The sequence below is a fragment of the Paraburkholderia kururiensis JCM 10599 = LMG 19447 genome (assembly GCF_003986935.1).
Lineage (GTDB): Bacteria > Pseudomonadota > Gammaproteobacteria > Burkholderiales > Burkholderiaceae > Paraburkholderia > Paraburkholderia kururiensis.
Genome location: NZ_RJZE01000001.1, coordinates 288,595 through 314,389, shown reverse-complemented (window position 1 = coordinate 314,389; position 25,795 = coordinate 288,595). Strand labels below are relative to the sequence as shown.

Genomic DNA, 25,795 nt, shown 5'->3' with positions numbered 1-25,795 from the left:
GACAAGCCCCTAGCCAAACTTGTCCACAAAGTTATTCAGTGAATCTGTGAATATCTTTCCGTCATGGCGGGTTATCCACCGATAGCTGGCAAATCCTGCGGGGCGGCGCCCCCAGACGGCCACACGAAAAAGACGCGCCGCACCTCACCGCCTATGATTGAGAGGCATCCACGTCGCCACTTGTCCCGCTTGTCGGGACCACCCGGGAGGATCTCAACATGGCTTGTCACATTGCAGTGCTGGTCGGTAGCCTTCGTCAGGACTCGTTCAACCGCCAGCTGGCACGCGCCGTCACTTCGCTTTTGCCCCAGGACTTCACGGCGGAATTCGTCGACATCGGCACGTTGCCGCTTTACAGCCAGGATTACGACGCCGACCTGCCCGAGCCCGCGCGTCAATTCAAGGCGCGCATTGAAGCCGCCGACGCGCTGCTGTTCGTGACGCCCGAGTACAACCGTTCGATCCCGGGCGTACTCAAGAATGCGCTCGACTGGGGCTCGCGTCCGTGGGGCAAGAATTCGTGGGCCGGCAAGCCCGGCGCGGTGCTGGGGACGTCGCCCGGGGCCACCGGCACGGCGCTCGCGCAGCAGCATCTACGCAACGTGCTGTCTTATCTGGACGTGGCGCTACTCGGTCAGCCGGAGATGTTCATCAAACACGACGCGAGTCGCATCGACGCCAACGGCAACATCGTCAATGAGGACACGCGCAAGTTCCTGCAGGGATTCGTCGATCGCTACGTGGACTGGACCACGCGACTGCGCCGCGGTTGAAGCCAGGGGCCTGCGCGCCGCGCAGGCCCCTGACGTTCCCACCGTCCTGACCCGTCTGTCGCCCCCGTTACACTGCGCGATTCCCACCGGCACGCTCCCATCCGTGCCGTACCGCGCTGCGGATTTTGTCCCAGGCATCGGCCGGGAAAGTCGTTTCCCAGCCGTGCCGGGCGTCCGCTTCGATTTCGTCCCACGACCGGCCGACGTATCTCACATCCCGCGCGATCATCACGCCGTAGCGATACGCGCTCTCGTAGTCCTCGAACGGCTGGCTTTCGCGCTCCACCTGCCCGGCGTGGTGGCCGCGAAAGTCTTCCTCGTATTCGACGTACTCGTCCGGTATGGGCGGGGCCGCCTTGTCCGGCGCGGGGCGCATTCCTGGCGGCGGTGCGGCTTCGTATCCCGCCGGCGGTTCCTCTTCACGGGCTAGCTGCGTACCGCCGGGCAATTCGCTGGCGGGCGCGGCGGCCGGGGGCGCGGTCGGAAAAACGGCGCCGCACCCCGGCGCACTGGCCGACGCGATAGCGGTGGCCGCCGCGTCGTCGCTCATTCGCACGGTGCCCTCCGGCGGCACGGCAGCGGCTGCCGCTTCGGCTGGCGAACCCGCTTGAGGCTCAGGCGGCGCGGGCGACACGGCTTCACCGTGGGGCGACGTTGCGTGCACCGATTGCTGACGCGGCACTGCAACCGGCCGCAGACCCAGCTCGTCGAGCACCGAGTGCTCGCGCGCCGTGGCGGGGGCCACCGCGCGCTCCGTTCGCTCCTCCCAACCCGGCGGACGCTCCACGACCTCCAGCGCACCGAGCCCCGCCAGGGTATGGGCGGCGAGTTGCGCCTGCGCTTCGCTGTCCGCCTCCACACGAACCAGCACGGCGCCGCGCCGCAGCGCCTCGCGCACCGCTTCGGGCTGCTCGGGGTGGTCGCCGCCGTCGTAGCGTTGGGCACCGGTGGCGAACAGGCTCGCCACGAATCGTTCGATGTTGGCGAGCAGGCCGCCTTCGCCCGCCACGCCGATGCTTTGCGTATCGGCCGCAGCCGGTCCGCGCAGGCCGATGTCCGTTGCCGCGAAGCCGACCTGCAGCAGTGCGTTGCGCGCCGTTTCGGCTTCGCCGAAGGTCTGGAACAGACTCGTCACGGTGTGTCGCATCGTTTTCTCCTCGGCATGGCGTTATCGGCAGGCGGCACGTGGCCGTCTTGCAGCATGGACTTTCGCAGCATGAACAGAACACATCACAGAAAAAGCATAGGCAACCGATGTGCCGCGTTCCATGAATTGCGCCGCGACTGCGTCAATGCTGCGGGAACAGGAGAAAGCCGGCCGTATCGGCGGCGCGAAAAATTTCCCAGAAACGCCGCCGCCGTTGCGCATTTTTACAAGCACGGCGCGGTCGCAACGTCGCGCACCAACACCGGCCGGCATTTCAGTCCGCCGCGTGCGTATGCGACGGCAACTCGCGCTGGATTTCGCGCAGCATTTTCTCGAGCAGTGCGATGTCGAAGGGCTTCGCGAGCAGCCGCGCATCCACGTGACGGGCCCGCTCCAGTTCTTCGGCGTAACCGGTCACGAGGATCACCGGCAACTTCAGCATGCGTTGCTGCACGGTTTCGGCCAGGTCGATGCCGTTCATCGTGCCCGGCATGTGGATGTCGGAAATCAACAGGTCGAAGGGCAGGTGTCCGCCCGTTCGAACCGCGTTGGCCTCGGCTTCGTTGATCAGCTTCAGCGCCTCGTCGGCCTGGCGCGCGCATTGCACGTGGTGGCCCATCATCTGCAGCAGCGCTTCGGTGCCGGCCGCCACTTCGTCGTTGTCTTCCACGAGCAGTACGCGCAGCCCGTGCGCCGCCGCAGCTTCTTCCACGCCCGGCTCGGCGGGCCGCTCGATGTGCGGCAATCCCGAGGCGCGCGGCAGGTAAAGATGCACGGACGTGCCCGCGCCGATCGCGCTGTCGATGGCCGCGAGGCCGCCCGATCGTTCGCAAAAGGCGAACACCTGCGGCAGTCCCAGCCCCGTTCCCATGCCCTTGGGCTTGGTGGTGAAGAGCGGTTCGAACGCGCGCGAGAGCACGTCCGGCGGCATGCCGACCCCCGTGTCCTCCAGCGAAAGCTGTACGAAGTCGCCTGTGAGCGGAAAGCCCTCGCCGGGCCGGAAACTGATGTTGCGTGCCCGCACGGTGAGGCGACCGCCGTTCGGCATGGCGTCGCGTGCGTTCACGGCGATGTTGATGAGCGCGAGTTCGAGTTCGGCGACGTCGACTTCCATGGGCCAGACGTGCTCGTCGATGTCCATCACGAGCGACGCCTTCGCCCCAAGCGACGCCTTCAGCAACGCCCGGCACGCCGGCAGCCAGCGCGCCACGGCAATCGTCTCGCTGTGCAACGGCTGTTTGCGCGCGACGCCCAGCAGTTGCCGCGTGAGCGACTGGCCGCTCTTCAACGCGCGCTCCATCGCCGAGAGTTCGTGTTCGATGCCCGGCACACCGCGCCGCCGTGCAATCTGCACGTTGGCCGAGATGATCATCAGCAGGTTGTTGAAGTCGTGCGCGACGCTGCCCACGAGGTTGCCGAGCGCCTCCATCTTGCGCGACTGCCGCCAGGCCGATTCGATCGAGCGGCGCATGGCCGCTTCCGCCTGCCAGCGCTCCCAGGCTTCCTCTTCCGCCGCGAGGCGTTTCAGCGAGAGCCAGATCACGCACCACAGCGCAATCGAGGGCGTGAACATCGAGAGCAGCAGCACGCTCAGGTGGCGGTACCACTGCGCCCAGATGGCCGAGGTGCGATAACCGCACGCCACGTACACGGGATACGCGCCCACGCGCCGATAGGCGAGGATCAGGCTGTCGTGGTCCTCGGGCGAGCGCATGCGCACCACGCCGGACGTGCTGCCGCGCGCCAGCGCTTCGCCGAGCGGCGATTTTGCGTCGACGGCGTCGTGCGCGTGCGTCGTAGCGGGATAACCGACGAGCGCGGCGCCATCGGAGCGCACGAGGCTCATCGTCATGGGCGATTTGCCGAGCAGTTCGCGGTAGAACGTGTCGAAGTAGGAGGGCCGCATGGCGACCGAAACGATGCCGTCGAAGCCGCCCGATGCGTCCTTGCGCGCGATTCCGGTGTTGAACACCGCTTCGCCGCTCACCGCACCCTGCATGATTTTGGAGACGTGATCGAGCACCGTGCCGTCGCGAATGCCGACGAAGTCCGGCCGGTTCGCGATGGAAACCTCGGGTGTCGGCCAGAAGGCGCTGGTGGCGAGCAGCGTGCCGTCGCCGCCGAAGATGGAGACGGCGGCCACTTGCGGGTAGCCGCCGCCAATCGATTTGAGCTTCTCGTGAATCCAGGCGCCGCGCGCACGGACGCCCGCGTCGTCCAACCCTTGAACGAGGTCCACCACGCGGGCATCGAGCGTCTCGTTCATGTCGAACACCTTGATCGCGTGTTCTTCCGCGACGCGCGCAGTGCGTTCGGTGACGTCGGAGGCGTCGGCCTCGCGGCTGCGCAGGTCGTCGTAGGCCATGGTGGCTACGTAGATGCAAGGCAGCACGATTGCGGCGACAAGCAGCGCGATGAGCGTGATGCGGCGCATCGCGAAGTCGTGCTCGGGAACGGCGGGGAAGAGCGGGGCGTCATCTCCTTCCGCCGTGGCGCCCGGACGACCTGCGGGCGTGACGGATGGGTCTGGGGTCATCGTGCGGCGGACCAAAATCGTACCGGAATCGGGTTGAACGTCATCATAAACGAGAAGAAGTATGTGTCTGGCATGACTGGCAAAAGCAAGGCGCGTGCACAGGCCTTGGCCGGCAGTTTTACCGCGCTTTCACGCGAATCAGCGAAAAATCGCGAAGCGCAAACGTACACAAAAGGATAAAACTTAACCGTATGACAAAAGTGCGGCACAAATCTTTTGGAAAACAGGAAAATCGGGTTGTTTTTGTTTGTCAGATGCTTATTGGCGAGTTGCATTCTCGCCGCTTTAATTTGAAAATCGGCCCCACGATAAAAAACGAACGCGTCCACAACGTCTGGACGCAAGATGCCGCGAGGGCCAGCCCAAAACCACCCGCACCAGCACGGGAAGGCAAGGCAGACGCGGACATTCCGGCGCGGCGCCTCGTGATACGCCGCAGCCGTTCGCGTACAGGTTCCTTACGGGGTTGGCATTCGAACATGCAGGGCGTCGTCTTCCATTGCGGATTCGCAAGCTGCGAACCGTGGGCCGTGTCCCACCTGGCGTCGCGGCGTGCGTGCAGCCTGCGCGATGCGTCCGCGGGCCTTGCAGCCACCTTTCCCCAGCCGTGTACCTATGCGTGGCGACTAAAGAACGGCCGTTAGTCGCCGTTAACTCGCCCGAACTCATTCCGCATTTGCATTCAAGTCCGCCATGTCCCTCCCCATCGTGATCGCCGACGATTCGCTGCTTGCCCGCAAGGTGCTCACCAAGGCCTTGCCGGAGGACTGGGATGTGGACATCACCTATGCGTCAAATGGTCGCGAGGCGCTTGCGGCGTACCGCGCGGGCAAGGCGTCGGTGATGTTTCTGGACCTCACGATGCCGGACATGACGGGCTATCAGGTTCTGGAGGCGCTTCAGCACGAGGATCTGAATACGTTTGTGATTGTCGTGTCCGCCGACGTCCAGCCGATGGCCCAGGAGCGCGTGCGCACGCTCGGCGCGGCCGCGTTCGTTGCGAAGCCGGTCACGCCCGAAGCGCTGTTGCCGATCCTGAAGGAGTACGGGTTGTATGCCTGAGCCAGTCCTCACCGAAGACCAGCGCGACGCGCTGCAGGAGGTCGCCAATCTGGCGATGGGGCAGGCCGCGACCCGGCTCGCGGTGCTGCTCGACACGTTCATCGAGCTTTCGGTACCGCGCGTGCGCGTGGTCGACGTGAGCGAAGCGGCCGAGGCGCTGCGCGAGATGACGGGTATAGAAGATGCGGTAACGGCGGTGCGCCAGGGCTTCCGCTCGGAGATTCGCGGCGAGGCGCTCGTGATCTGCCGCAGCGGCGAGGTGAGCGACCTGTGCTCGCTGGTTCAGGACCCGTACGCCAAGTCCGCCTACGAAGCGACGAGCGAAGAAGAACTGGTGTTCGACGTGGCCAACGTGCTGACGGGTGCGTGCGTGTCGTCGATCCTCGACCAGCTCGGGCGTCAGCCCGTGTTTTCGCCACCCGGGCTGCTCGGCGAGGCGATCTCGCTCGAAGAAGTCTTCCAGCCGAACGTGCTGGCGTGGGAAGTGGCGCTGCTCATCGAGGTCAACTTCGCGCTCGAAGACCAGCGCTTCCGCGCGCATCTCGTCATGCTGATGGCCGAGGAATCGATTCGCCACATGAGCGAAGCGCTTGATGCCCTGCTTTCCAGCTTATGAATACGCCTGTAGTCACGCCGTCTTTGTCCGACCTCGTCGTAGAGCGGGTCGGATTCGGCATTTTCGTGCTCGACCGCGACATGAACGTGCTGATGTGGAACCGGTTCATGCAGGACCACAGCGGCCTGCGGCCCGAGCAGGTGATCGGCCGCTCGATCTTTTCGAGCTTTCCCGAACTGCCCCGCGTATGGCTTACGCGCAAGGTGGAAAGCGTCTTCCAGCTGGGCAGCTTCGCGTTCAGCTCGTGGGAGCAGCGGCCTTATCTTTTCAAGTTCGACCATGACCGGCCCATCACGGGCGGCGTGGACTACATGCAGCAGGACTGCACGTTCATGCCGCTCATGCGCGAGCGCGAGGTGGTGGCCGTTTGCGTGACCGTCTCCGACGTGACCCACGTGAGCATTGTGCAGCGCGAACGCGAGGAAGCCGTCGCCAAGCTCCAGGAATACGCGGACCGCGACGGGCTGACCGGCATTGCCAACCGGCGCTGCTTCGAAATGCGTCTGCGCGACGAGTTCTCGCGCTGGCAGCGTTACGGCGGCGACCTTTCGGTGCTGCTGTTCGATCTGGACCACTTCAAGAAGATCAACGACCAGTTCGGCCATATGGTGGGCGACACCGTGCTGCGCGTGATGGCGCAGCGCGTGGCGGGCGTCGTGCGCGTGCAGGACACGTTCGGGCGCTTTGGCGGCGAGGAATTCGCGCTGCTGCTGCCGTGCACGCCGCTGGAAGATGCCATGCGCGTGGCCGAAAAGATCCGTCAGACGATCTGCGATACGCCCGTGGACGTGCAGGGCGACCCGGTGCCCGTGACGGCGAGCGTGGGCGGCGCGGCGGCGCGCAGCGGTGTGTCGGCCTATGAGGCGCTCATCAACGAAGCGGACGCCGCGCTCTACAGCGCGAAACGGCAAGGCCGCAACCGGTCGGTCGCATTCACATAGGCGTTGCTCGAGTGTGCCGCGAGCGCGCGGAACGACGCCGAGGCGCGATCTGGCGACCGGCTTCACGACGGCATTTCACGATCCGTCCCCGGACCCGTCCGCCCAGCGGCCCGCGATGCCCGTTAAAGGTTGTTATACTTTGGCCCGTTTCCGGCCTGGCTGCCGGTGCCTCGCGCGTGTCCGCGCGCGCGGGCGACCCGCTCCACGATCGCTGTGCTGCGGGCCCGAATTCCTGACCGCCCCTCGCGGGCGCCCCAGCGGAGATCGTCTTGGCCGTTTCCAATCTCGTCGTGGACGATACAGCAACCGATGCCGCTGCCATGTCGTCCGGCAGCTCGTTCTATCTGGCAATGCGCATCCTGCCTGCGGCACAGCGCGATGCCATGTACCAGGTCTACGCGTTCTGCCGCGCCGTTGACGACATCGCCGACAGCGAGCGCCCGCGCGCCGAACGCGCAGCCGCACTCGAAGCGTGGCGCGCCGACATCGACGCCTGCTACGCCGGCACGCCGCGCGCTTCGCTCGCCGCGCTCACGCGGCATATCCACACCTTCGGACTCAAGCGCGAAGACTTTCACGCGATGATCGACGGCATGGCCATGGACGCCGCCGCCGACATCTGCGCTCCCGACGAAGCCACGCTCGACCTCTACTGCGATCGCGTCGCGAGCGCCGCCGGCCGCCTGTCGGTGAGGATTTTCGGGATGGAGGAAGAGCCTGGGCGGCAGCTCGCGCATCACCTCGGCCGTGCGCTGCAACTCACGAACATCCTGCGCGACATCGACGAAGATGCCGCCATTCACCGCTGCTATCTGCCGCGCGAATTGCTGGCGCGCGAAGGCATTGCGGTGAGCAGCCCGGCCGCCATCGCGGACGACCCCTCGCTGCCGCGCGTCTGCATGACGCTCGCCGAGCGCGCCAAAGAGCACTTTGCCGCCGCCGACGCGATCATGGACACCGCGCCGCGCGCCCAGGTAAAGGCGCCGCGCATCATGTCGGGCGTCTACCGTTGCCTGCTGGACCGCACGCTGGATCGCGGCTTCGACATTCCGCGCACGCGGGTCAGGAAGCCGCGCGCGCGGCTCCTGTGGATCGTGGCGCGCTACGCATTGTTCTGATGCCGAGGCTTGTCCACGTGATCGGCGCGGGCCTGGCCGGTCTGGCCGCTGCGGTCCAGTTGCAGCGGCGTGGCGCGCGGGTGGTGCTGCACGAAGCGGCGGCGCAGGCGGGCGGGCGTTGCCGCTCTTACTACGACGAAGCGCTCGGCGCCACCATCGACAACGGCAACCACATCGTGCTGTCCGGCCATCACGCCACGCTCAACTACGCGCGCGTGATCGGCTCGAGCGACGAACTGGAAGGGCCGCACCGTCCTGAATTCGCGTTCGTGGATCTTGCCGCACGCACACGCTGGACGGCGCAGTTTTCGTCGGGCTGGCTGGTGCGCTGGATCTTCAATGCTGAGGCGCGCGTGCCCGGCGCGCGTCCGCTGGATTTCGTGCGGTTCGTGCCGCTGCTGCTGGCGAAGCCGGGCCGCACGGTGGCGCAGACGCTGCGCTGCGACGGCGCCTTCTGGACGCGCCTCGTCGAACCGCTGCTGTTCGCCATGCTCAATGCCGAGCCGCGCGACGCGACCGCGCAACTCGCAGGCGCACTCGTGCGGGAAACCTTCGCGGCAGGCGGCGACGCGTGCCGGCCACTCGTGGCGCGCGACGGACTGGCGAGCGCGTTCGTCGATCCGGCGCTGCGGCTCTTGCAGCACGGCGGCGCAGTGATCCGGCTCGGCTCGCGGCTGCAGTCGATGGCATTCGACGACCGCCCGGCCACGGCAAGCGGCATGGCTGCCGCGCGCGTGAGCGCGCTGAATTTCGGCGAGGAGATCATCTCGCTCGGCGAAACGGATGCCGCCATCCTCGCCGTCCCGCCGGATGCGGCTCGCGCGTTGGTGCCCGGCATTCAGACGCCGCAGCGGTCCAGCGCCGTGGTGAGCGCGCATTTCGCGGTGGAGCCGCCGTTCGGCACGCCTGCGGCCACGAGTCTGCTGAACGGCACGGCGCAATGGATGGTGGCCTCAGACGGCAGGCTCTCCGCGACCGTCTACGCTGCGGACCGCCTGCTCGCGATGCCGCGCGAGGCGCTGGCGAGAGCAATCTGGGCCGACGTCGCGCAGGCCGCGTCGCTGCCCGTGGGGCCGATGCCAGCCTGGCAGATCGTGACGGAAGCCCGCGCCACATTTGCCGCCCGGCCGGAAGAAGAGACGCGCCGGCCCGGCACGCGCACACGCTGGAACAACCTGATGCTGGCGGGCGACTGGACGGCCACCGGTCTGCCCCCAACGATTGAAGGAGCGATCCGCTCGGGCCAGAAGGCCGCGGACCTCCTGCTTGACGTACCGATTGCACCGATGGAGCGCCGATGAACGATTTGACCCAAGCCCTGCCAATGGACGACTCCGCGGCGGATGCCGCGACCTTGCCGGCAGGTGACGCTGCAAATGAGGCAGCGAACGACGCGGTGAACGACGCCCGCGCGTTGCCGCTTGAAGCCCACGCGCCCGCGCTGGCGTCGCTCGATGCGAGCGTGGCGCGCGCCACCGACGCGATCCTTGCCGCACAGAAGCCCGACGGCCACTGGGTCTACGAACTCGAAGCCGACGCCACGATCCCCGCCGAATACGTGCTGCTCGTGCACTATCTGGGCGAGACGGCCGACGTCGAACTGGAGCGCAAGATCGGCCGCTACCTGCGCCGCATCCAGCTGGCCGATGGCGGCTGGCCGCTTTTCACCGACGGCGCGATGGACGTGAGCGCCAGCGTGAAGGCGTACTTCGCGCTGAAGATGATCGGCGACGCCGAAGACGCCGAGCACATGGTCCGCGCGCGCAATGCGATTCTGGCGGCGGGCGGCGCGGAAGCCGTGAACGTGTTCACGCGCATCCTGCTCGCGCTCTACGGCGTCATCACCTGGTACGCGGTGCCGATGATGCCGGTCGAGATCACGCTGCTGCCCAAGTGGTTTCCGTTCCATCTTTCGAAGGTGTCGTACTGGGCGCGCACGGTCATCGTGCCGCTGCTCGTGCTCAACGCGAAGCGGCCGCGCGCGCGTAACCCGCGCGGCGTGCGTATCGACGAACTGTTCCGCGGCGCGGCCGTCACCACGGGCCTGTTGCCGCGCGCGCCGCACCAGAACGAAGGCTGGTTCGCGTTCTTCCGCGCCGTGGACGGCATTCTGCGCATCGTCGATCCGCTCTTTCCGGGCTATCTGCGCCAGCGCGCCATCGACGCCGCCGTCGCCTTCGTCGACGAGCGCCTGAACGGCGAAGACGGCCTCGGCGCGATCTTCCCCGCCATGGCCAACGCCGTGATGATGTACGACGTGCTCGGCTATCCCGCGGATCATCCGAACCGCGCGATTGCCCGCCGTTCCATCGACAAGCTGCTCGTCATTCACGAGGACGAAGACGAGGCGTATTGCCAGCCGTGTCTCTCGCCCGTGTGGGACACGTCACTCGTGGCGCACGCGCTGCTGGAGACCGGCGATGCGCAGGCCCGGCAAGCGGCATTGCGCGGCCTGGAATGGCTGCGCCCGCTGCAGGAGCTCGAGGTGCGCGGCGACTGGATCTCGCGCCGTCCCGACGTGCGGCCCGGCGGCTGGGCGTTCCAGTACGCGAACGCGTATTACCCCGACGTGGACGACACCGCCGTCGTGGTGATGGCCATGCATCGCGCGGCGGGACTCACGCAGTCGGACGTCGATAGCGAAGCCATTGCGCGTGCGCGCGAATGGATTGTCGGCATGCAGAGCAGCGACGGCGGCTGGGGTGCATTTGAGCCTGAAAACACGCAGTACTACCTCAACAACATCCCGTTCTCCGACCACGGCGCGCTGCTCGATCCGCCCACTGCGGACGTGTCCGGCCGTTGCCTTTCGATGCTCGCGCAGCTGGGCGAGATGCCGGGCACGAGCGAGCCGTCGCGTCGCGCCTACGACTATCTGCTGAAAGAGCAGGAGTCGGATGGCAGCTGGTACGGCCGCTGGGGCATGAACTACATCTACGGCACGTGGACGGCGCTGTGCGCGCTCAACGCGGCGGGGCTATCGCACAGCGACGCGCACATGACGCGCGCCGTGCAATGGCTCGTGTCGATCCAGAACGACGACGGCGGCTGGGGCGAGGGCGGCGAGAGCTACAAGCTCGACTATCGCGGCTACGAACGCGCACCGAGCACGGCGTCGCAGACCGCCTGGGCCGTGCTGGGCCTGATGGCCGCGGGCGCCGTGGATCATCCCGCCGTTGCGCGCGGCATCGCCTACCTTCAGGCGAACCAGCAGGAACACGGGCTGTGGGACGAAACGCGTTTCACGGCGACGGGCTTCCCGCGCGTGTTCTATCTGCGCTACCACGGCTATCGCAAGTTCTTCCCGCTGTGGGCGCTTGCCCGCTATCGCAATCTCAAGCGCGACGGCGTTGCTCGCGTCGCGGTTGGAATGTGACGCCGATGCGCGCACCAACGGTTGCCGCGCCCCAAGAGTCGGCGGGCCTGCCCGTCATCGTGGTGGCCGGCATGGCGTTCGAAGCGCAGATCGCGCGGGGAGAGGGCGTGGAGGCGGTCTATGCGGCGCGCGCCGATCTGCTCGAACGCGCGCTGCGCGACGCGGTGCAGCGCGGCTGCGCAGGCATTCTGAGTTTCGGCACGGCGGGTGGGCTCGCGCCCGAACTCACGCCCGGCACGATCGTCGTGGCGGATGCCGTGGACGGCCCGCTCGGCCGCGTGATGACCGACACCGCGTGGACCCAGCGGCTCGCGGCGGCGCTGGCGGGCTCGCCGCTGGCAGCGCGCTTGCGGCGCGGCATCCAGGCGGCCGTGTCGGCGCCGCTCACGACGGCAGCGGACAAGCAGGCGCTCTACCGGTCCACGGGCGCGCTCGCGGTGGATATGGAATCGCACATCGCAGGCGCTATTGCCGCAGCGCACGGCGTGCCGTTCGCGGTGTGCCGCGCGGTGGTGGACCCGGCGTGGCGCTCGCTGCCGCCCGCCGCCATGGCGGGGTTGCGCGACGACGGCAGCACGGCGGTGCTGCCCGTGCTGCGCGAACTGGCGCGGCGGCCGACGCAGCTCGGCCCGCTTCTGCAGGTGGCCGCCGACGCCCGCGCGGCACGTGTCTCTCTCGTGCGGGCGCGGCAGGTGCTCGAACGCGCTCGGGTGCTGCGGCCGGTTTCGGTGGGTAGCGTCCGCTGACGGCACGCGGGACAGCGAATGGTGAACGCGTCTTGCCGGTCAGCTGTGCCGCGCCATCGACGCAGATAGCGCGTTTGTGGCGGCCCGCGCAGGGCGGCCCGCGGCAGGGCAACCCTTGTAAGGCGACCCACGCCAGGACGCCCCATGTGCCGCGCACGCGCCTGACCGGCCCGCTATATCATCGCTTTTCGCCGTCGCCTGGCGGCGCGGATGCCGCGGCAAGGCTTGTTTCGCAGAGGCGTGGAGCGAAGCGAAGGGGAATCGGATGAAGGCAGCAGGAGAAGGGGCCGAAATCGCAGTCGGGACCGAGGCGCGCGCCGAGCCGCGAGTGCAGCCGCAGCGGCCTCATACCGACTGGATCCACCGTGCGCACCAGGGCGACATCGAACGCATCGAAGCCTTTTTTCACGCGCACGCCTACGACATGCACCGGCACGACACCTACGCGATCGGCCGCACGCTGTCGGGCGTCCAGTCGTTCCACTATCGACGCCATTTCGTGCACAGCCAGCCGGGCCGCACGATCGTGATTCACCCCGACGAGCCGCACGACGGCGAGGCCGGCTCCGAGCACGGCTTCCGCTATCGCATGGTCTACGTCGAGCCGGCGCTGTTTCAGCAGGCGCTAGGCGGCCGGCCCCTGCCGTTCGTGGAGGGCGGCATTTCCGACGACCCGCGTCTGTATGCAGCCACCAACGTGCTCCTGCGCGGCATGGATTACCCGCTCGATCCGCTCGAGCGCGACGACGCGATTCTCGATCTGGCACTGGCGCTCGACGCCGTTTCAGGCGCGCGCCGCCTGCGCCAGACGGCGGATTACCACGCGGCGCGGCGGGCTCGCGAATATCTGCACGATGCGCTCGACTGCGCCGTGAGCCTCGATGATCTGGCCGTCGCGACGGGCCGCGATCGCTGGAGCCTGTCGCGCGATTTCCGCGCATTCTTCGGCACAAGCCCGTACCGCTATCTGACGATGCGCCGGCTCGACCGCGTGCGGCAACTGATGCTGCTGGGCCGTCCGCTCGCCGAGGCGGCCGCCGCTGCCGGCTTCGCCGATCAGAGCCACATGACGCGCCACTTTACGAAGACGTATGGCCTGTCGCCGTCGCGCTGGCTGAAGACGCTCGCCGGCATGGGGCGCTGAGCGGGCCTGAAGCGGGCCCGATCGAGCGGATCAGGCGGATCGGCTGGCTTCGCCGGGCCTCACCGGCTCGCTTGCACAATCGTTCAAGACGCGTTGCGCTCGCACCGTCTACGCTCGTCCTTCGTCGCATCTGACGAAGGAGACGCACATGACACCCACCGAACACCACGCCCCGGGCAAGGCGGCCTACGCGCCGATCAACCTGGCGGCCAAGCTCGCGCTTATCCATGACCAGTGGCAGCAGCGCGTAGTTGCCGAAATGAACGACTACCAGTTCAAGCTGGTGAAGATTCAGGGCGATTTCCTCTGGCACGACCATCCCGACACCGACGAGACCTTCATCGTGATCGAAGGCACGCTGCGCATCGATTTCCGCGACGGCAGCGTTCACATCGGCGCGGGCGAGATGTTCGTGGTGCCGAAGGGCACGGAGCACAAGCCGTTCGCCGAGGGCGAGGTCCAGATGATGGTGATCGAGCCGCGCGGCGTGCTCAACACCGGCCGCGAAACCAACGAACGCACGGCGAGGAACGACGTATGGATCTGACGAACGAAGATACGGCTGCTAATCCGGCTTCGGCTTCGTCGGTTAGCTCATCGGCGGACCCGGCCGCGCCGGCGCGGGTGATTTTCGATACCAAGATTGCCGTGATTCTCCGGGACGACCTGCCGGTCTGGAAGAAGCTGAACGTCACGGCGTTCATCGTGAGCGGCATTGCGGCGACCGTTGAAGGCGTGGTGGGGCCGCGCTACGTGGACGGGTCGGGCAAGTCGTATCTGCCGATGTTCCGCCAGCCGGTGCTCGTCTACGCCGCCCGCGACGAAGAACTGCGCCGCGCGTTCAACCGGGTGTCCGAACGCGAACTCGACATGTCCATCTTCACGGAAGACCTGTTCGACACGGGCCACGACGACGACAACCGCGCCGCCGTGGCCGCGGTACCCACGGACGAACTGCGGCTGGTCGGCATCGCCGTGCGCGGCGAGAAGGGACGCGTGGACAAGGCGCTCAAGGGTTTGCGGCTACATCGCTAGAGACGGGCGCGGCGAACCTCGCACGGCTCAACGGACGGTTCACCGCAACACGATCGGGGTGGGCTTGTATTGACTAGGGTAAACCCTTATATCTGTTATGATTTAAGTATTACCCTAATTTGACCCCGAGCATGTGGGGCCGGACCGCTCTGATCGAGGAATGCCAGATGATGAATTTCCACACCCGCAAATGGGTCAAGCCCGAAGACCTGAATCCGAACGGCACGCTGTTCGGCGGCAGCCTGCTGCGCTGGATCGACGAAGAAGCCGCGATTTACGCGATTTGCCAGCTCGACAACCAGCGCGTCGTGACGAAGTTCATGTCGGAAATCAACTTCGTCAGCTCGGCGCGCCAGGGCGACATCATCGAACTGGGCATGACGGCGACGCACTTCGGCCGCACGTCCATCACGTTGCGCTGTGAGGTACGCAACAAGATCACGCGCAAGAGCATCTTGACCATCGAGAAGATGGTGTTCGTGAATCTCGACGAGCAGGGCAATCCGGCGCCGCACGGTCGCGATCGCATCCGCTACGCCGACGAAGCGTTTGCTCGCCAGCTTGAACGGTCGCAGATTGCGGCTCGTGCCGTAGCGTCGGCGCCCGGCGCGCTGCTGGAAGGCGGCGAAGAGGCGGATCACGAGCACGAAGCGCAAGAGGAAGCGGCGCACTGACGGCGCGTGGCGGCGGGCAAGATGACCGCTGCTTGCGCAGGCTCTTTCCGCTGAGGTGTTCCGAGGTTTGGTGAAGGTGAAGGCGAAGACGCCTGAAGTTGCACACAAGACAAAGCCCTGCAAGACATAAAGCCTTGCAGGGCTTTTTGTTGCGTCGCGCGGCCGGGCCGCGCGGCGAATTCGCTGACGCTAGGGCTGGAGCCGGAGCGGCTGCAGTCGGCCGCACTCCCGGCCAGGCTTCCCGCGTCGCGCTCCGTGCCTTTATTGCCCGGCCGGCGCGCTGGCGGGTGTCGCTGCGCCATCGGAGGCCGCAGCCGGAGCCGCAGTCTCATTCGACCCGGACGCGGCCTTGGCCGGCGCCGCCGTTCCGGCCTTGCCGCTCACGCCTGCCCCGGGCGCGCCAGCGGCGCCCGCTGCCGCGCCGTTGTCTGCTGCCCCTGCTGCTGGAGCGCTTTCCGCCGCCGCGCCACTAGCCGCAGTACCGCCAGCCGCGGCACCGCTAGCAGCACTCACATCAGCCGCACCGCCAGCCGCACTCCCCGCACCAGCCGCAGCACCCGTATCGCCATCATCCGAGGCGCCCGGGTCGCCGTAATCCGGCAGCGCAGGCGGTGCCGACGAGCCCTTCAGCAGCGACTTGCGCTGCTGCGTATAGGCGTCGCGCACGAACGAGTACTTGTCGAGCGCGGCCTGTTCCAGCAGGCTCGACGCGCCGAGCAGGTCGGAGCGCACGCTCACGAACTGCGCGCCATACATCGGGTTGCGTACCGCCGGCTCCATGTAGTTCATCGGATTGAAGCGCACGTCCACGGCAAGGCCCACGCTGTCGCGGAACGAGCTTGGACCGAAGATGGGCAGCACCAGGTACGGACCCGACGGAATGCCCCAGCGGCCGAGCGTCAGCCCGAAGTCCTGCTTGTGCTTTGGCAGTCCCGCCGGCGTCGCCCAGTCGAGCAGGCCGCCCAGGCCGAAGGTGGAGTTGAACGCCACGCGCATGAGGTCTTCGGTGGCGTCCGTGATCTTCAGTTGCAGCAGGTCGTTGGCGAAGTTGCTGATGTCGCCGAGGTTCGAGAAGAAGTTGCTCACCGCCGTGCGAAACGGCTGCGGCGTCACCTTCTGGTAGCCCTTCGCGATGGGCACGGCGATGGCCTGGTCCACCGTGTCGTTGAACTTGAAGATGGCGCGGTTCATCGGCTCGAGCGGATCGCCGGGTTTGCGCTCCGGGCCGGTTGCGCAGCCTGCCGTCAGGGCGGTTGCGCCTACGGCTGCAAGCACCAGTGCGGCGTTTCGCTTCTTCATTGATCGATTCCCTGGAGTTGTTTTGTTTTGCGCGCGCGCTCCACGCGAGGCCTGCCCATCAGCACCGGCTGGAACACCACGGCGCCGATCAGCGTGCAGAAGAGCGCAAGCGCGAGCAGCCGTCCCATGCTCGAGGTGCCGGGGTGATGCGAAAGCCACAGGCTGCCGAACGCCGTCGCCGTGGTGGCGGCGCTGAACATCACCGCGTGCGTGAGGCTCGATTGGAGCAGCCCCGTCTGGCCGGAACGCCACGCCATCACGAAGTAGATCTTGAAGGCGACGCCCACGCCCAGCATCAGCGGAAGCGCGATGATATTCGCAAAGTTGAGAGGCATGCCGAAAACCACGCAAAGCTCGAGCGTCACCACGGCCGATACCAGCAGCGGAATCAGCGTGCGCAGCACGTCGGCGAAGCGCCGCAACGCGAGCCACAGCAGGACCGTGATGGAGAGCACAGCCCACGCGGCGGCTTGCAGGAATGCCTTGATGATGGTGTTGGCCGAATGGAGGATCGAGATCGGACCGCCAATCGCGCCGGGCTCGGCGGCCTTCACGGCTTGCGCGAAGTTGCGCAGCATGACGTCGTCGTTCGGGTCCACGCCGGGCGGCACTTTGGGCGCGACGTCCACGAGCGCGTGGCCGTCCGGCGCCACCCAGTCGCGCACGATGCCGGGCGGCAGCGTGGCGCGCGTGATCTCGGTGGGCTGCAGCAGGTTGGCGAGCTGGCCGAGCGCGAGCCTCAGCGGCTCGGCAATGGCCTTTTCGGCGCGGTCGCGCGTGGCGGCGTCCGCGTTGGCGAGCTTCGTCAGCGTGGCCGAGAGGTGCTTCGCTTCGGCAGCGCCCGCGCCCGGGTGTTCGTCGGCGGCGAGCGACAACTGGTTCGCCGCGCGCTTGAGCGCCGCGACGCGCACTGCGTCGGTGACGGCCGGGGCCGGCGCTTGCGTGAGCGCGGGCAGAAGCTGTTGGGCGGCGCTCGCGACAAGCATCATCTTCTGCTGCTGGTCGCCGGGAATGAAGCTGGAGAGCGTCGTCGTGCGGCCCACCTGAGGCAGCTTCGAGAGGTGCGCCGCGATGCGGTCCGCGTCCGCGAGCGACGCGCCCAGCACGCTCACGTCGTTGACGGAGATGACCGGCGAGTTCTTCAGTGCGAGCAGCGTGGCCATCGACTCCGTATGCGGATCTTTCAGGTGCAGCGGATTGAAGTCGAACTGAAGACGCGCGAGCAGCGGCGAAGCGCCCACCACCACGACGAGCGTGCCGATCAGCACCGGCTTGCGGTGGCGGTCCAGAAACGCGTCGACGGGCGCAAGTTGCTTGAAGCCTGGCGGCGTGGCCTCGCCCGGCGGCGCGAGCATTTTGATGAGCGCCGGCAGCAGCGTCATGCTGGCGAAATAGGCGACGAACATGCCGACGCCCGCAATACGGCCCAGTTCGGATACACCACGGTAGGCCGTGGGCAGGAACGAAAAGAAGCTCTCGGCCACAGCCACGGCGGCGAGCGTGAGCGGCACGCCCACGGTGCGGCCGGTGTTGACGAGCGCGGCCTCGATGCGGTCTTCGTGGTAGCGCTCCTCGCGGTACTTCACGCCGAACTGCACGCCGAAGTCCACCCCGAGCCCCACGAACAGCACCATGAACGCCACGGAGATCATGTTGAGCGCGCTCACCATCATCAGCCCGAGCGCGGCCGTCACGGCGAGGCCGATCGCGAGCGTCACGAGCACCGCGACGATCATGCGGCCCGAACGCAGCGCGAGCCACAGAATGCCGAGCACCACGAGCAGCGTGATGGCGCCGTTCAGCGCGGCGCCGTCTTCGACGGAGGCGAATTCCTCGTCGGCGAGTGGCTGTTCGCCCGTGAGCCGCACCTTCGCGCCGTAGCGCGTGTCGAGGTGCAGCGCGGCGGCCTGGGCGCGAATGGCCGCCGAGGCGCTCGCGCCCGCGCGCAGCTTCGCGTAGTTGAGCACGGGCTGCACGGTGACGAACGCGTAAGCGGGCTTCGCGGCGGCGTCTTTATCGACGAGCCCGCGCCACGAGAACGCCGGCTGCTGGCCGGCCAGCACGCGGTCCAGCACGTCGGCGCTCTGCGAGAGCAGATGCGCCATGTTGGGCAGCTTCACCTGGCCGATCTGCAGCGGCAGCATCAGGCTCGTCGTGAGCACGCCGGCAAGGCCGGTCAGGCTCGGATCCTGCGCAAGGGCATTCACCAGCGGACGCGCCTGCACGAGCTGGCCGGTGGTGTTGAGCACGTCGTTCACCGGCAGGAAGAGTAGGCCGTTGTGCTGGAAAAAGGGACCGCCTGCGGGCTGCGTGACCGAGCTGAACTCGCTCGTATCTTTCCTGAGGCTGGCCGCCAGTTCGTCGGCGGCGGTGTCGGCAAATTCGGGGGCGTCCGCTTCCACCACGACCAGCACGGTCTGGGTACGTTGCGGGAAGGCCTGGTCGATGGCGTCGCCGAGCGCAGCCCAGTCCTTGTCGTTTTCGATCAGCTGGCTGACGTCGGTATTGATGCGGAAGTGCTGGACAACGTAGATGCTGCTCAGAACGGCGAGTAGCAGGGAGACGGCGATGACCCACGCCGGACGGCGTACGGACCAGGCGACGAGGCGGACGATAAATGGCTTCAGCATATACAGGCGGGGGCCCTGTCGATGGCGGGTTTTCTGGAAAGAGCGCACAAGTATACCGACCCTGCTCCGGCGGGCGCGGCAGCGCGGCACACCGGGCGGTTCGACCAAACTCGGTATACTGGCCCGTTGCGGGTCGCGGTCGACGCGATCCGCACCTCTTTTTAAGTCCGGAACAGCAATGAAACGTTATTTGTCAGCTTTTGTGGCAGCTTTCGTGGTCTCCACCTCGGCTTTTGCCCAGGCCACGCCGGATGCCGTGGTGAAGAACGCCGTGGAAGGCACCGTGACGGCGATGAAGGCCGACCCGCAGGCGCGCGGCGGCGACATGGGCAAGATCACGCAGGTGGTGCAGACGCACTTCGTGCCGTACACGAACTTCCAGCGCACGGCGCGCATCGCGGTCGGCAAGGCATGGGCGACCGCAACCCCTGAGCAGCAGCAACAGCTGTACCAGCAATTCCAGACGCTGCTCGTGCGCACCTACGCGGAATCGCTCTCGCAGCTGCGTAATCAGGACGTCACGTTCAAGTTCCTGCCTTCCAGCACGGCATCGGCGTCCAAAGATACCGTCGTGCAGTCGCATGTAATCAGCAACGGCGGCGACGACGCCATCGACTACCGCCTGGAAAAAACGGCATCGGGCTGGAAGATTTACGACATCAACATGATGGGCGCGTGGCTGATCCAGGTGTATCAGACGCAGTTTGCCGATCAGATCGCCAAGGGCGGCATCGAAGGGCTCATCAAGTTCCTGGTCGAACACAACGCCCGAACGGCGGGCTGAGCCCCGGGGTCACCGCTTGCGGTCAGCCCCGCGGCGGTGCTCCACGGCGAACTTGATCAGTTCGGCCTGCCCTTCGATATCCAGCTTGCGTTTCAGGTTGAGCCGGTGCGTTTCCACCGTGCGCACCGAGAGGCCGCACTGCTGTGCGATCTGCTTGCTCGACAGCCCAAGCGCGAGCGCATCCAGAATGTCGCGCTCGCGCGGCGTGAGCCGTTCCACCGGCGTCTGCATGGCGGACGCATGAATCATCTTCTTCGCGATGCCCGCGCTGAAGAACGTCTGCCCCGCGAGCACGGCCTCGATGGCGTGCACGATCTCGGTTGCGGGCGAATCCTTCAGCACGTAGCCGCCCGCACCCGCGCGCACCGCCTGCGTCACATATTCGATGTTGTCGTGCATGGAAAGCATCAGCACGCGGATGCCCGGAAAGCGCTCGTGAAACAGGCTGGCCAACGCGATGCCGTTCATGCCGTTCATCCCCACGTCCATCAGCACGAGGTCCGGTTCGATGGATCCGGCGAGCGCCAGCGCTTCGTCGGCGTTGCCGGCTTCGCCCGCCACCTGCAGGTTGGGCACGGCTTCGAGCCGCGCGCGCAGGCCGTCGCGCACGAGCGGATGATCGTCGACGAGCACGATGCGGGCGGGGGAAGCGGTGTGGTTCATGTCGAAGTCCCGGTGCGGGAGGGCGGCACAGGCAGGCTCGTGGCCGGTGCTGCGGCATAAGCCGTGGCGGTCGTCGCGGCGGGCTCGCTGTTGGTGTGCCGTGGCGGCTGTGATGACGCAAGAGGTCGTCCGCTGGACCGTTGTTCAGCGGCGGCGCTCACGGGCACGCGCGCGCTGATGATCGTGTGGCCCGGCTGCGAAGCGACGGCGAGCGTGCCGCCCAGCGTTTCGAGCCGCTCGCGCATGTTGCGCAGGCCGATGCCGGCGCGCGGGTCGGCGAGCGCACGCTCCACGTCGAAGCCTCGACCGTTGTCGGCAACCGTCAGCGTGACGGCGCTCGATGCCACGTCCAGCGTCAACGCCGCGCGCTTCGCCTCGGCGTGGCGCACGATGTTCGTGAGCGCCTCCTGTGCGATCCGGAAGAGCACCGTGTTCACGGCGTCGGGCAAGGCCGCCGCGTGCGTGTGCGCGATCTGCGTGAAACCGATCTCGATGCCCGTCTCTTCCCCCATCTCTCGGCTTAGCTGTTCGAGCGCGGCGGCGAGGCCCAGGTCGTCGAGCATCGCGGGGCGCAGCGCGTGCGAGATGCGGCGCACTTCGCGCAGCGTGTCGCCGAGCCGCGTGAGGCTCGTGGCCAGCGCCGTTTCGGCGGCGGGCACGCGTGTCTCGCCGCGTTCCAGCCGCGCGAGCGCCGATTCGAGCAGCAGTTTCGCCGACACCATCATCTGGCTGATGCCGTCGTGCAGCTCGCGCGAAAGACGCGCCCGCTCGTTTTCCTGCGACTCGACCACCTGCTGCGCGAGGCGCTTGAGCTTTGCGTCCGCGCTGCGGTACTCGCTCACGTTCAGCACCAGCGCGCAGATGGCGATTACCGCCACGCCCGCCAGCGCGATGCCGGCGATCCACGTCATCGTGCGTTCGATGTTGGCCGACGCGTGTTCGTCGATGCCGGCAAGCGTCGCGTTCACGTCGTCCAGATAGATGCCGGTGCCGATCATCCAGCCCCAGCGCGGCAGCGGCACGACGTAGCCGAGCTTCGGCGCGAGCTTGCCCGTGGACGGCCGGTGCCACATGTAGCGCACATAGCCGCCACCGCTGGAGGCGGCCGCGATGAGCCGCTGGATGGTGAGCGTGCCCCCGGGGTCGCGCAGGTCCCAGAGGTCGTGGCCCACCAGATTGGGTTCGCGCGGATGCATGAGCGAGCGGCCATGCATGTCGTAGACGAAGAAGTAGCCGTCTTTGCCGAAGTCCATCTTTTCGAGCCGCTCCAGCGCCCGGGCGCGCTGCGTGGCGTCGTCGCGCGCGTCGTCCGTCGCGTTGTCGTAGAGCGGCGCAATAGCGCTGGTGGCCAGGTCGACGTAATGCTTGAGCTCGATTTCCTTGCTGGAGAGGTACGCCGCTTCCATGGTGGCGTGCTGCGTGCGGGCGAGCGCGGTCGCCTGCTGGCGCACGCCAATGCCGATTCCCGCAATTGCCACGAGAAACGGCACCACGGCTAGCAGGAAGATCCTCGTCTTCAGATTCATCGTAGGAAAACACGGCGGCCGCTACGGGGAATCCGGTAGCGGCCTTACGCTGTCACGCGCGTGTAGCAAGGGGAAAGCGAATACTACACCGCCGTGCGCCTGCGGCTGGGCAGCAGTTTTACTAGTGAGTGGAGCCCGTCGATTCGCGCTCTTGCAGGCCATTTGCGCCGGCTAGCGAGTCCCATCGCACGACGAGCCCTTCGGCCATGACGCCGACGCGGTCGGCGAAAGCGAATGACGGCATAGGCTCGCGCGTGGCGACCAGCGCGGTCTGGCCCGTGGCTTTGAGGATGCGCCGCAAGTCTTGCGCGAAGGCCTCGCGGGCGTCGGGGTCGAGCGGCGCGAACGGTTCGTCCAGCAGCAGCAGTTCGGGTGACGGCGCCATGGCGCGCGCAAGCAGCACGCGCTGCACCTGGGCCGGCGTGAGCGCCTCGGGCAGCGCTTCGGCCAGGTCCGCTATGCCCACCTGGGCCAGCACTTCCGTCGCACGCGGTCCCTGTTGGTCGCCGCCCAGCGCGCCGAGCGCGAGCGCGACGTTCCGCGCGACGCTGCGGTCCGGAAACAGGGTGTCGTCCTGAACCATCATGCCGATACGGCGCCTGTACGGCGGAAGCGCCATGCTTTTCGAGGCGACGGCGTTGCCGTTGATGGCGATAGTGCCGCCGTGGAGCGACTCGAAGCCGGCGATAGCGCGCAGCAATCTCGTCTTTGCGGCGCCGGGTGCGCCCGTGATGCAGCCAATCTCGCCGCGTGCGAGCGTGAGATTGAAGCCGTTGGCATCAGGGCGCAATTTCCTGTGCTCAGGGCAGTTGGTTCCAATGGCGAGTTTTACGGCATTCAGTTCGAGCAGCATGGTCATGGCGTTCAGGGTTTCGGCGGGTAATACGCGATGCATTACCTCAAACGAGACGATTATTTCAAATCGAGAGAAAGCAAATTGTAATGCGTATGGAAAGACCGACCAACTGCTACGAGAGCGAATACTGATCCGACGCGCTGAAATAACGGTTCCGGCAGCGTGCGCTAATGCGTATGAGTTATTCACGCCGCGCCGTATAAATCCATCCGCATAAAACAGGAAGGGCGTAACGGCATGAGCCGTTACGCCCTTCAGCAGCCAATCCGGGTAGCGAAAGCGCCCGCGGGAACGCGCGCCAACGCGGTGAAGCGCGAACTCAGTGCGCGGCGACCGTCGCCGGCTTCTTCGTTTGCGCAGCGTGCTGGATTTCCTCGAGCTTGATTTCGACGTGCCGCGAGAACACGTATTCAGCGGGACGCTGGCGATCGAGCGGGATGTCGCGTGCGAACGCACCTTCCGTCTTCGGGCCCTTGAGGCTCACCTTGAGCGCCTTCAGCGGATGCGCGACGGTGTCCATCACCGCCGTTGCTTCGAAGCCGCTGTGCACCATGCAGTCCGCGCACTTTTCATAGTTGCCGGTGCCGTACTTTTCCCACTCGGTGGTTTCCATCAGCTCCTTGAAGGTCTTCGCGTAGCCTTCGCCCACCAGATAGCAGGGACGCTGCCAGCCGAACACCGTGCGCGCCGGGTTGCCCCACGGCGTGCAGTGATAGGTCTGGTTGCCCGCGAGGAAATCGAGGAACAGGCTCGACTGGCTGAACGACCACTTCTTGCCGTTATTGCCGCGCTTGAAGATTTCGCGGAACAGATGCTTGGTCTTGTCGCGGTTCAGGAAGTGCTGCTGGTCCGGCGCGCGCTCGTAGGCGTAGCCCGGCGAGACGGTGATGCCGTCCACGCCGATGGGGCCGAGCGTGTCGAAGAACGCGGCCACGCGCTCAGGAATCGCGTCGTTGAACAGCGTGCAGTTGATGTTGACGCGAAAGCCGCGGCGCTTCGCTTCGCGGATCGCGGCGACGGCCTTCTCGTACACGCCTTCCTGCGACACCGAGTGATCGTGCATGTCCTTGTCGCCGTCCAGGTGGACCGACCACACGAAATACGGGCTCGGCTGATAGTCGTCCATCTTCTTTTCCATCAGCAGCGCGTTCGTGCACAGGTACACGAACTTCTTGCGGCTGATGATGCCCTTCACGATCTGCGGCATTTCCTTGTGCAGCAGCGGTTCGCCGCCTGCAATGGACACCACCGGCGCGCCGCATTCGTCCACGGCTTGCAGACATTCCTCGAGCGAGAGGCGCTGGTTCAGGATGGGGTCCGGATAGTCGATCTTGCCGCAGCCGTTGCAGGCAAGGTTGCAGCGAAACAGCGGTTCGAGCATGAGCGCGAGCGGATAGCGCTTGTTGCCCCGGAGATGCTGGCGCGCAATGTAGGCGCCAACGCGGACTTGTTGCAGCAGCGGAATAGACAAGAGATGTCCTCCTTAAACTTCGCGCGCGGCGAGCGGTTGCAGCAGCTTCGACGGCAGCTTGAATTCGACTTTTTCTTCCTGACCCGTCATCGTCGACACCTCGACAGGCCCCAACGCGCGCAGCGCGTCGATTACGTTTTCCACCATTTCTTCCGGCGCCGATGCACCTGCCGTGATGCCCACAGCCTGCGCATTCGCAAACCATTCGGGCTGCACTTCGGAGCCATCGGCGACGAGGTAGCTCGGCACACCCGTTTCGCTGCCGATCTCGCGCAGCCGGTTCGAGTTCGAGCTGTTCGTTGCGCCCACCACGAGCAGCACGTCCACTAGCGTTGAGAGTTCGCGCACCGCAGCCTGACGGTTCTGCGTGGCATAGCAGATGTCGCGCGTGTCCGGGCCCACGATGTCGCTGAAGCGGTTGAGCAGCGCATCGATGATGCCGCGCGTGTCGTCCACCGAAAGCGTGGTCTGCGTGACGTAGGCAAGCGGTGCGTCGAGGGGCAGGTCGAGCCTCGCGACGTCGGCTTCGCTCTGCACGAGCAGCACCTTGCCGGGAATCTGGCCGATCGTGCCTTCCACTTCGGGATGGCCCGCGTGGCCGATCAGGATCAGCGTGCGTCCCGCTGCCACATACTGACGGCCCTGCACATGAACCTTGGTAACGAGCGGGCAGGTGGCGTCCAGCACGTCGAGGTCGCGTTCTTGCGCGGCCACCTCGACGCTCTTTGCCACGCCGTGCGCGCTGAAAATGGCCACGGCGCCGTGCGGCACCTCATCGAGTTCCTCGACGAAACGTGCGCCCTTGTTGCGCAGATTTTCAACCACATGCCGGTTGTGGACGATTTCGTGGCGCACGTAGACGGGTGCGCCATGTTTCTGCAGGGCGCGGTCGACAATTTCGATCGCGCGAACGACCCCCGCACAAAAGCCGCGGGGTTGGGCAAGGATGACTCGCATAGGGTGGCGAACTCCGACTGACGCGGGTTTCGAAGAAGCCGTTTGAGCCACGCCTGAGCCATGCTCGAACCGGGCTTAAACGGCTTTATCGCCGCGACCATCATATTAATTGGTGTTTCTGAAAACCGGCAGAACGCCGGCACACCTGGGCCAAACGCGCATTCTAACCTCATCACGCCCGCTTTGCTTCGCGCGCGACATGGCCGGAAATATGCCGCAAGACCGTCGGCGGGCGGTGCTGGCGCGGTGCAACAGGCGAGCGGAACCCTTAAACTATGCCGCCCTGTGCGCTGTCGTTCATGGGGCGCGGTATGGGCCTGCGTGACCATGCACCTTACGTCGGCATTACAGGCGAAATTCGGGCGAAATTTCGCGCTCCGGAATTCGGTGTGGCGTGCGGCTCATGCCGCGCATCGGGCCCGCGGACCACGCGAGCCGCGC

23 protein-coding genes are annotated in these 25,795 nt (G+C 66.4%); 13 read left to right on the top strand and 10 right to left on the bottom strand.

Going from position 1 to position 25,795, the window contains the following annotated elements; all coding sequences use genetic code 11:
• The first annotated feature begins 218 nt into the window (after positions 1-218).
• On the top strand, positions 219-773 hold the full coding sequence (locus PKKP23_RS01445; RefSeq protein ID WP_126875514.1) for an NADPH-dependent FMN reductase: 555 nt from the start codon (positions 219-221) through the stop codon (positions 771-773).
• 67 nt (positions 774-840) lie between these two features.
• Here the strand turns inward: PKKP23_RS01445 and PKKP23_RS01440 are convergent, their stop codons facing one another.
• The 3 genes from PKKP23_RS01440 to PKKP23_RS01430 form a co-directional block, all read right to left on the bottom strand.
• Positions 841-1,920, bottom strand: coding sequence for a hypothetical protein (locus PKKP23_RS01440; RefSeq protein ID WP_126875513.1), 1,080 nt, complete (start codon positions 1,918-1,920; stop codon positions 841-843).
• 274 nt (positions 1,921-2,194) lie between these two features.
• Positions 2,195-4,456: a hybrid sensor histidine kinase/response regulator gene (locus tag PKKP23_RS01435; protein ID WP_126875512.1), complete on the bottom strand. Its 2,262-nt coding sequence runs from the start codon at positions 4,454-4,456 to the stop codon at positions 2,195-2,197.
• A complete protein-coding gene (locus tag PKKP23_RS01430; RefSeq protein WP_126875511.1) occupies positions 4,453-4,731 on the bottom strand; it encodes a hypothetical protein in 279 nt (92 codons plus the stop codon). The genes PKKP23_RS01435 and PKKP23_RS01430 overlap by 4 nt, the downstream gene beginning before the upstream one ends.
• A 418-nt stretch (positions 4,732-5,149) precedes the next feature.
• Here PKKP23_RS01430 and PKKP23_RS01425 point away from each other — a divergent pair, with 418 nt between their 5' ends.
• From PKKP23_RS01425 to PKKP23_RS01375, 11 genes are all read left to right on the top strand, one after another.
• A complete protein-coding gene (locus tag PKKP23_RS01425) occupies positions 5,150-5,518 on the top strand; it encodes a response regulator (RefSeq protein ID WP_017774126.1) in 369 nt (122 codons plus the stop codon).
• On the top strand, positions 5,511-6,134 hold the full coding sequence (locus PKKP23_RS01420) for a chemotaxis protein CheC (RefSeq protein WP_017774125.1): 624 nt from the start codon (positions 5,511-5,513) through the stop codon (positions 6,132-6,134). The genes PKKP23_RS01425 and PKKP23_RS01420 overlap by 8 nt, the downstream gene beginning before the upstream one ends.
• Positions 6,131-7,075 carry a sensor domain-containing diguanylate cyclase gene (locus tag PKKP23_RS01415; protein WP_017774124.1) on the top strand — a complete coding sequence of 315 codons (945 nt, stop codon included), beginning with the start codon at positions 6,131-6,133 and terminating at the stop codon, positions 7,073-7,075. Before PKKP23_RS01420 ends, PKKP23_RS01415 begins: the two co-directional genes overlap by 4 nt.
• A 269-nt stretch (positions 7,076-7,344) precedes the next feature.
• The gene (gene hpnD / locus PKKP23_RS01410; RefSeq protein ID WP_017774123.1) at positions 7,345-8,193 is read left to right on the top strand and encodes a presqualene diphosphate synthase HpnD; all 849 of its coding nucleotides are present in this window, start codon (positions 7,345-7,347) and stop codon (positions 8,191-8,193) included.
• Entirely contained in the window at positions 8,193-9,494 is a 1,302-nt protein-coding gene (hpnE, locus tag PKKP23_RS01405) for a hydroxysqualene dehydroxylase HpnE (RefSeq protein WP_126875510.1), read from the top strand. The genes hpnD and hpnE overlap by 1 nt, the downstream gene beginning before the upstream one ends.
• On the top strand, positions 9,491-11,569 hold the full coding sequence (shc, locus tag PKKP23_RS01400; RefSeq protein ID WP_126875509.1) for a squalene--hopene cyclase: 2,079 nt from the start codon (positions 9,491-9,493) through the stop codon (positions 11,567-11,569). The genes hpnE and shc overlap by 4 nt, the downstream gene beginning before the upstream one ends.
• Before the next feature lie 5 nt (positions 11,570-11,574).
• Positions 11,575-12,315 carry a phosphorylase gene (locus tag PKKP23_RS01395; RefSeq protein WP_126875508.1) on the top strand — a complete coding sequence of 247 codons (741 nt, stop codon included), beginning with the start codon at positions 11,575-11,577 and terminating at the stop codon, positions 12,313-12,315.
• Positions 12,316-12,580: 265 nt separating this feature from the next.
• Positions 12,581-13,459 carry an AraC family transcriptional regulator gene (locus PKKP23_RS01390; RefSeq protein ID WP_205702991.1) on the top strand — a complete coding sequence of 293 codons (879 nt, stop codon included), beginning with the start codon at positions 12,581-12,583 and terminating at the stop codon, positions 13,457-13,459.
• Between the two features lie 148 nt (positions 13,460-13,607).
• A complete protein-coding gene (locus PKKP23_RS01385) occupies positions 13,608-14,006 on the top strand; it encodes a cupin domain-containing protein (protein ID WP_033350785.1) in 399 nt (132 codons plus the stop codon).
• Positions 13,997-14,494 (top strand): DUF2000 domain-containing protein, encoded by a 498-nt coding sequence (locus tag PKKP23_RS01380; protein ID WP_126875507.1) that lies wholly within the window; start codon positions 13,997-13,999, stop codon positions 14,492-14,494. The genes PKKP23_RS01385 and PKKP23_RS01380 overlap by 10 nt, the downstream gene beginning before the upstream one ends.
• 170 nt (positions 14,495-14,664) lie before the next feature.
• A complete protein-coding gene (locus PKKP23_RS01375) occupies positions 14,665-15,168 on the top strand; it encodes an acyl-CoA thioesterase (RefSeq protein WP_033350783.1) in 504 nt (167 codons plus the stop codon).
• Positions 15,169-15,429: 261 nt separating this feature from the next.
• Here the strand turns inward: PKKP23_RS01375 and PKKP23_RS01370 are convergent, their stop codons facing one another.
• Positions 15,430-16,467: an MlaA family lipoprotein gene (locus tag PKKP23_RS01370; RefSeq protein WP_126875506.1), complete on the bottom strand. Its 1,038-nt coding sequence runs from the start codon at positions 16,465-16,467 to the stop codon at positions 15,430-15,432.
• A complete protein-coding gene (gene hpnN, locus PKKP23_RS01365) occupies positions 16,464-19,097 on the bottom strand; it encodes a hopanoid transporter HpnN (protein ID WP_126875505.1) in 2,634 nt (877 codons plus the stop codon). Before hpnN ends, PKKP23_RS01370 begins: the two co-directional genes overlap by 4 nt.
• 178 nt (positions 19,098-19,275) lie before the next feature.
• On the opposite strand from hpnN, the gene PKKP23_RS01360 reads away from it, so the two are divergent.
• Positions 19,276-19,881: an MlaC/ttg2D family ABC transporter substrate-binding protein gene (locus tag PKKP23_RS01360; RefSeq protein ID WP_026121297.1), complete on the top strand. Its 606-nt coding sequence runs from the start codon at positions 19,276-19,278 to the stop codon at positions 19,879-19,881.
• Positions 19,882-19,890: 9 nt separating this feature from the next.
• On the opposite strand, the gene PKKP23_RS01355 is transcribed toward PKKP23_RS01360, so the two are convergent.
• The 5 genes from PKKP23_RS01355 to ispH all read right to left on the bottom strand — a co-directional run bounded on the left by PKKP23_RS01355 (position 19,891) and on the right by ispH (position 25,354).
• The gene (locus PKKP23_RS01355) at positions 19,891-20,544 is read right to left on the bottom strand and encodes a response regulator (protein WP_126875504.1); all 654 of its coding nucleotides are present in this window, start codon (positions 20,542-20,544) and stop codon (positions 19,891-19,893) included.
• Entirely contained in the window at positions 20,541-22,070 is a 1,530-nt protein-coding gene (locus tag PKKP23_RS01350; RefSeq protein ID WP_126875503.1) for a cache domain-containing protein, read from the bottom strand. Before PKKP23_RS01350 ends, PKKP23_RS01355 begins: the two co-directional genes overlap by 4 nt.
• A gap of 121 nt (positions 22,071-22,191) precedes the next feature.
• Positions 22,192-22,965 (bottom strand): ABC transporter ATP-binding protein, encoded by a 774-nt coding sequence (locus tag PKKP23_RS01345; RefSeq protein ID WP_126875502.1) that lies wholly within the window; start codon positions 22,963-22,965, stop codon positions 22,192-22,194.
• A 280-nt stretch (positions 22,966-23,245) separates the two neighbouring features.
• Positions 23,246-24,397: an adenosyl-hopene transferase HpnH gene (gene hpnH, locus PKKP23_RS01340; RefSeq protein ID WP_126875501.1), complete on the bottom strand. Its 1,152-nt coding sequence runs from the start codon at positions 24,395-24,397 to the stop codon at positions 23,246-23,248.
• A 12-nt stretch (positions 24,398-24,409) separates the two neighbouring features.
• A complete protein-coding gene (gene ispH, locus PKKP23_RS01335; protein ID WP_126875500.1) occupies positions 24,410-25,354 on the bottom strand; it encodes a 4-hydroxy-3-methylbut-2-enyl diphosphate reductase in 945 nt (314 codons plus the stop codon).
• Positions 25,355-25,795: the final 441 nt, after the last annotated feature.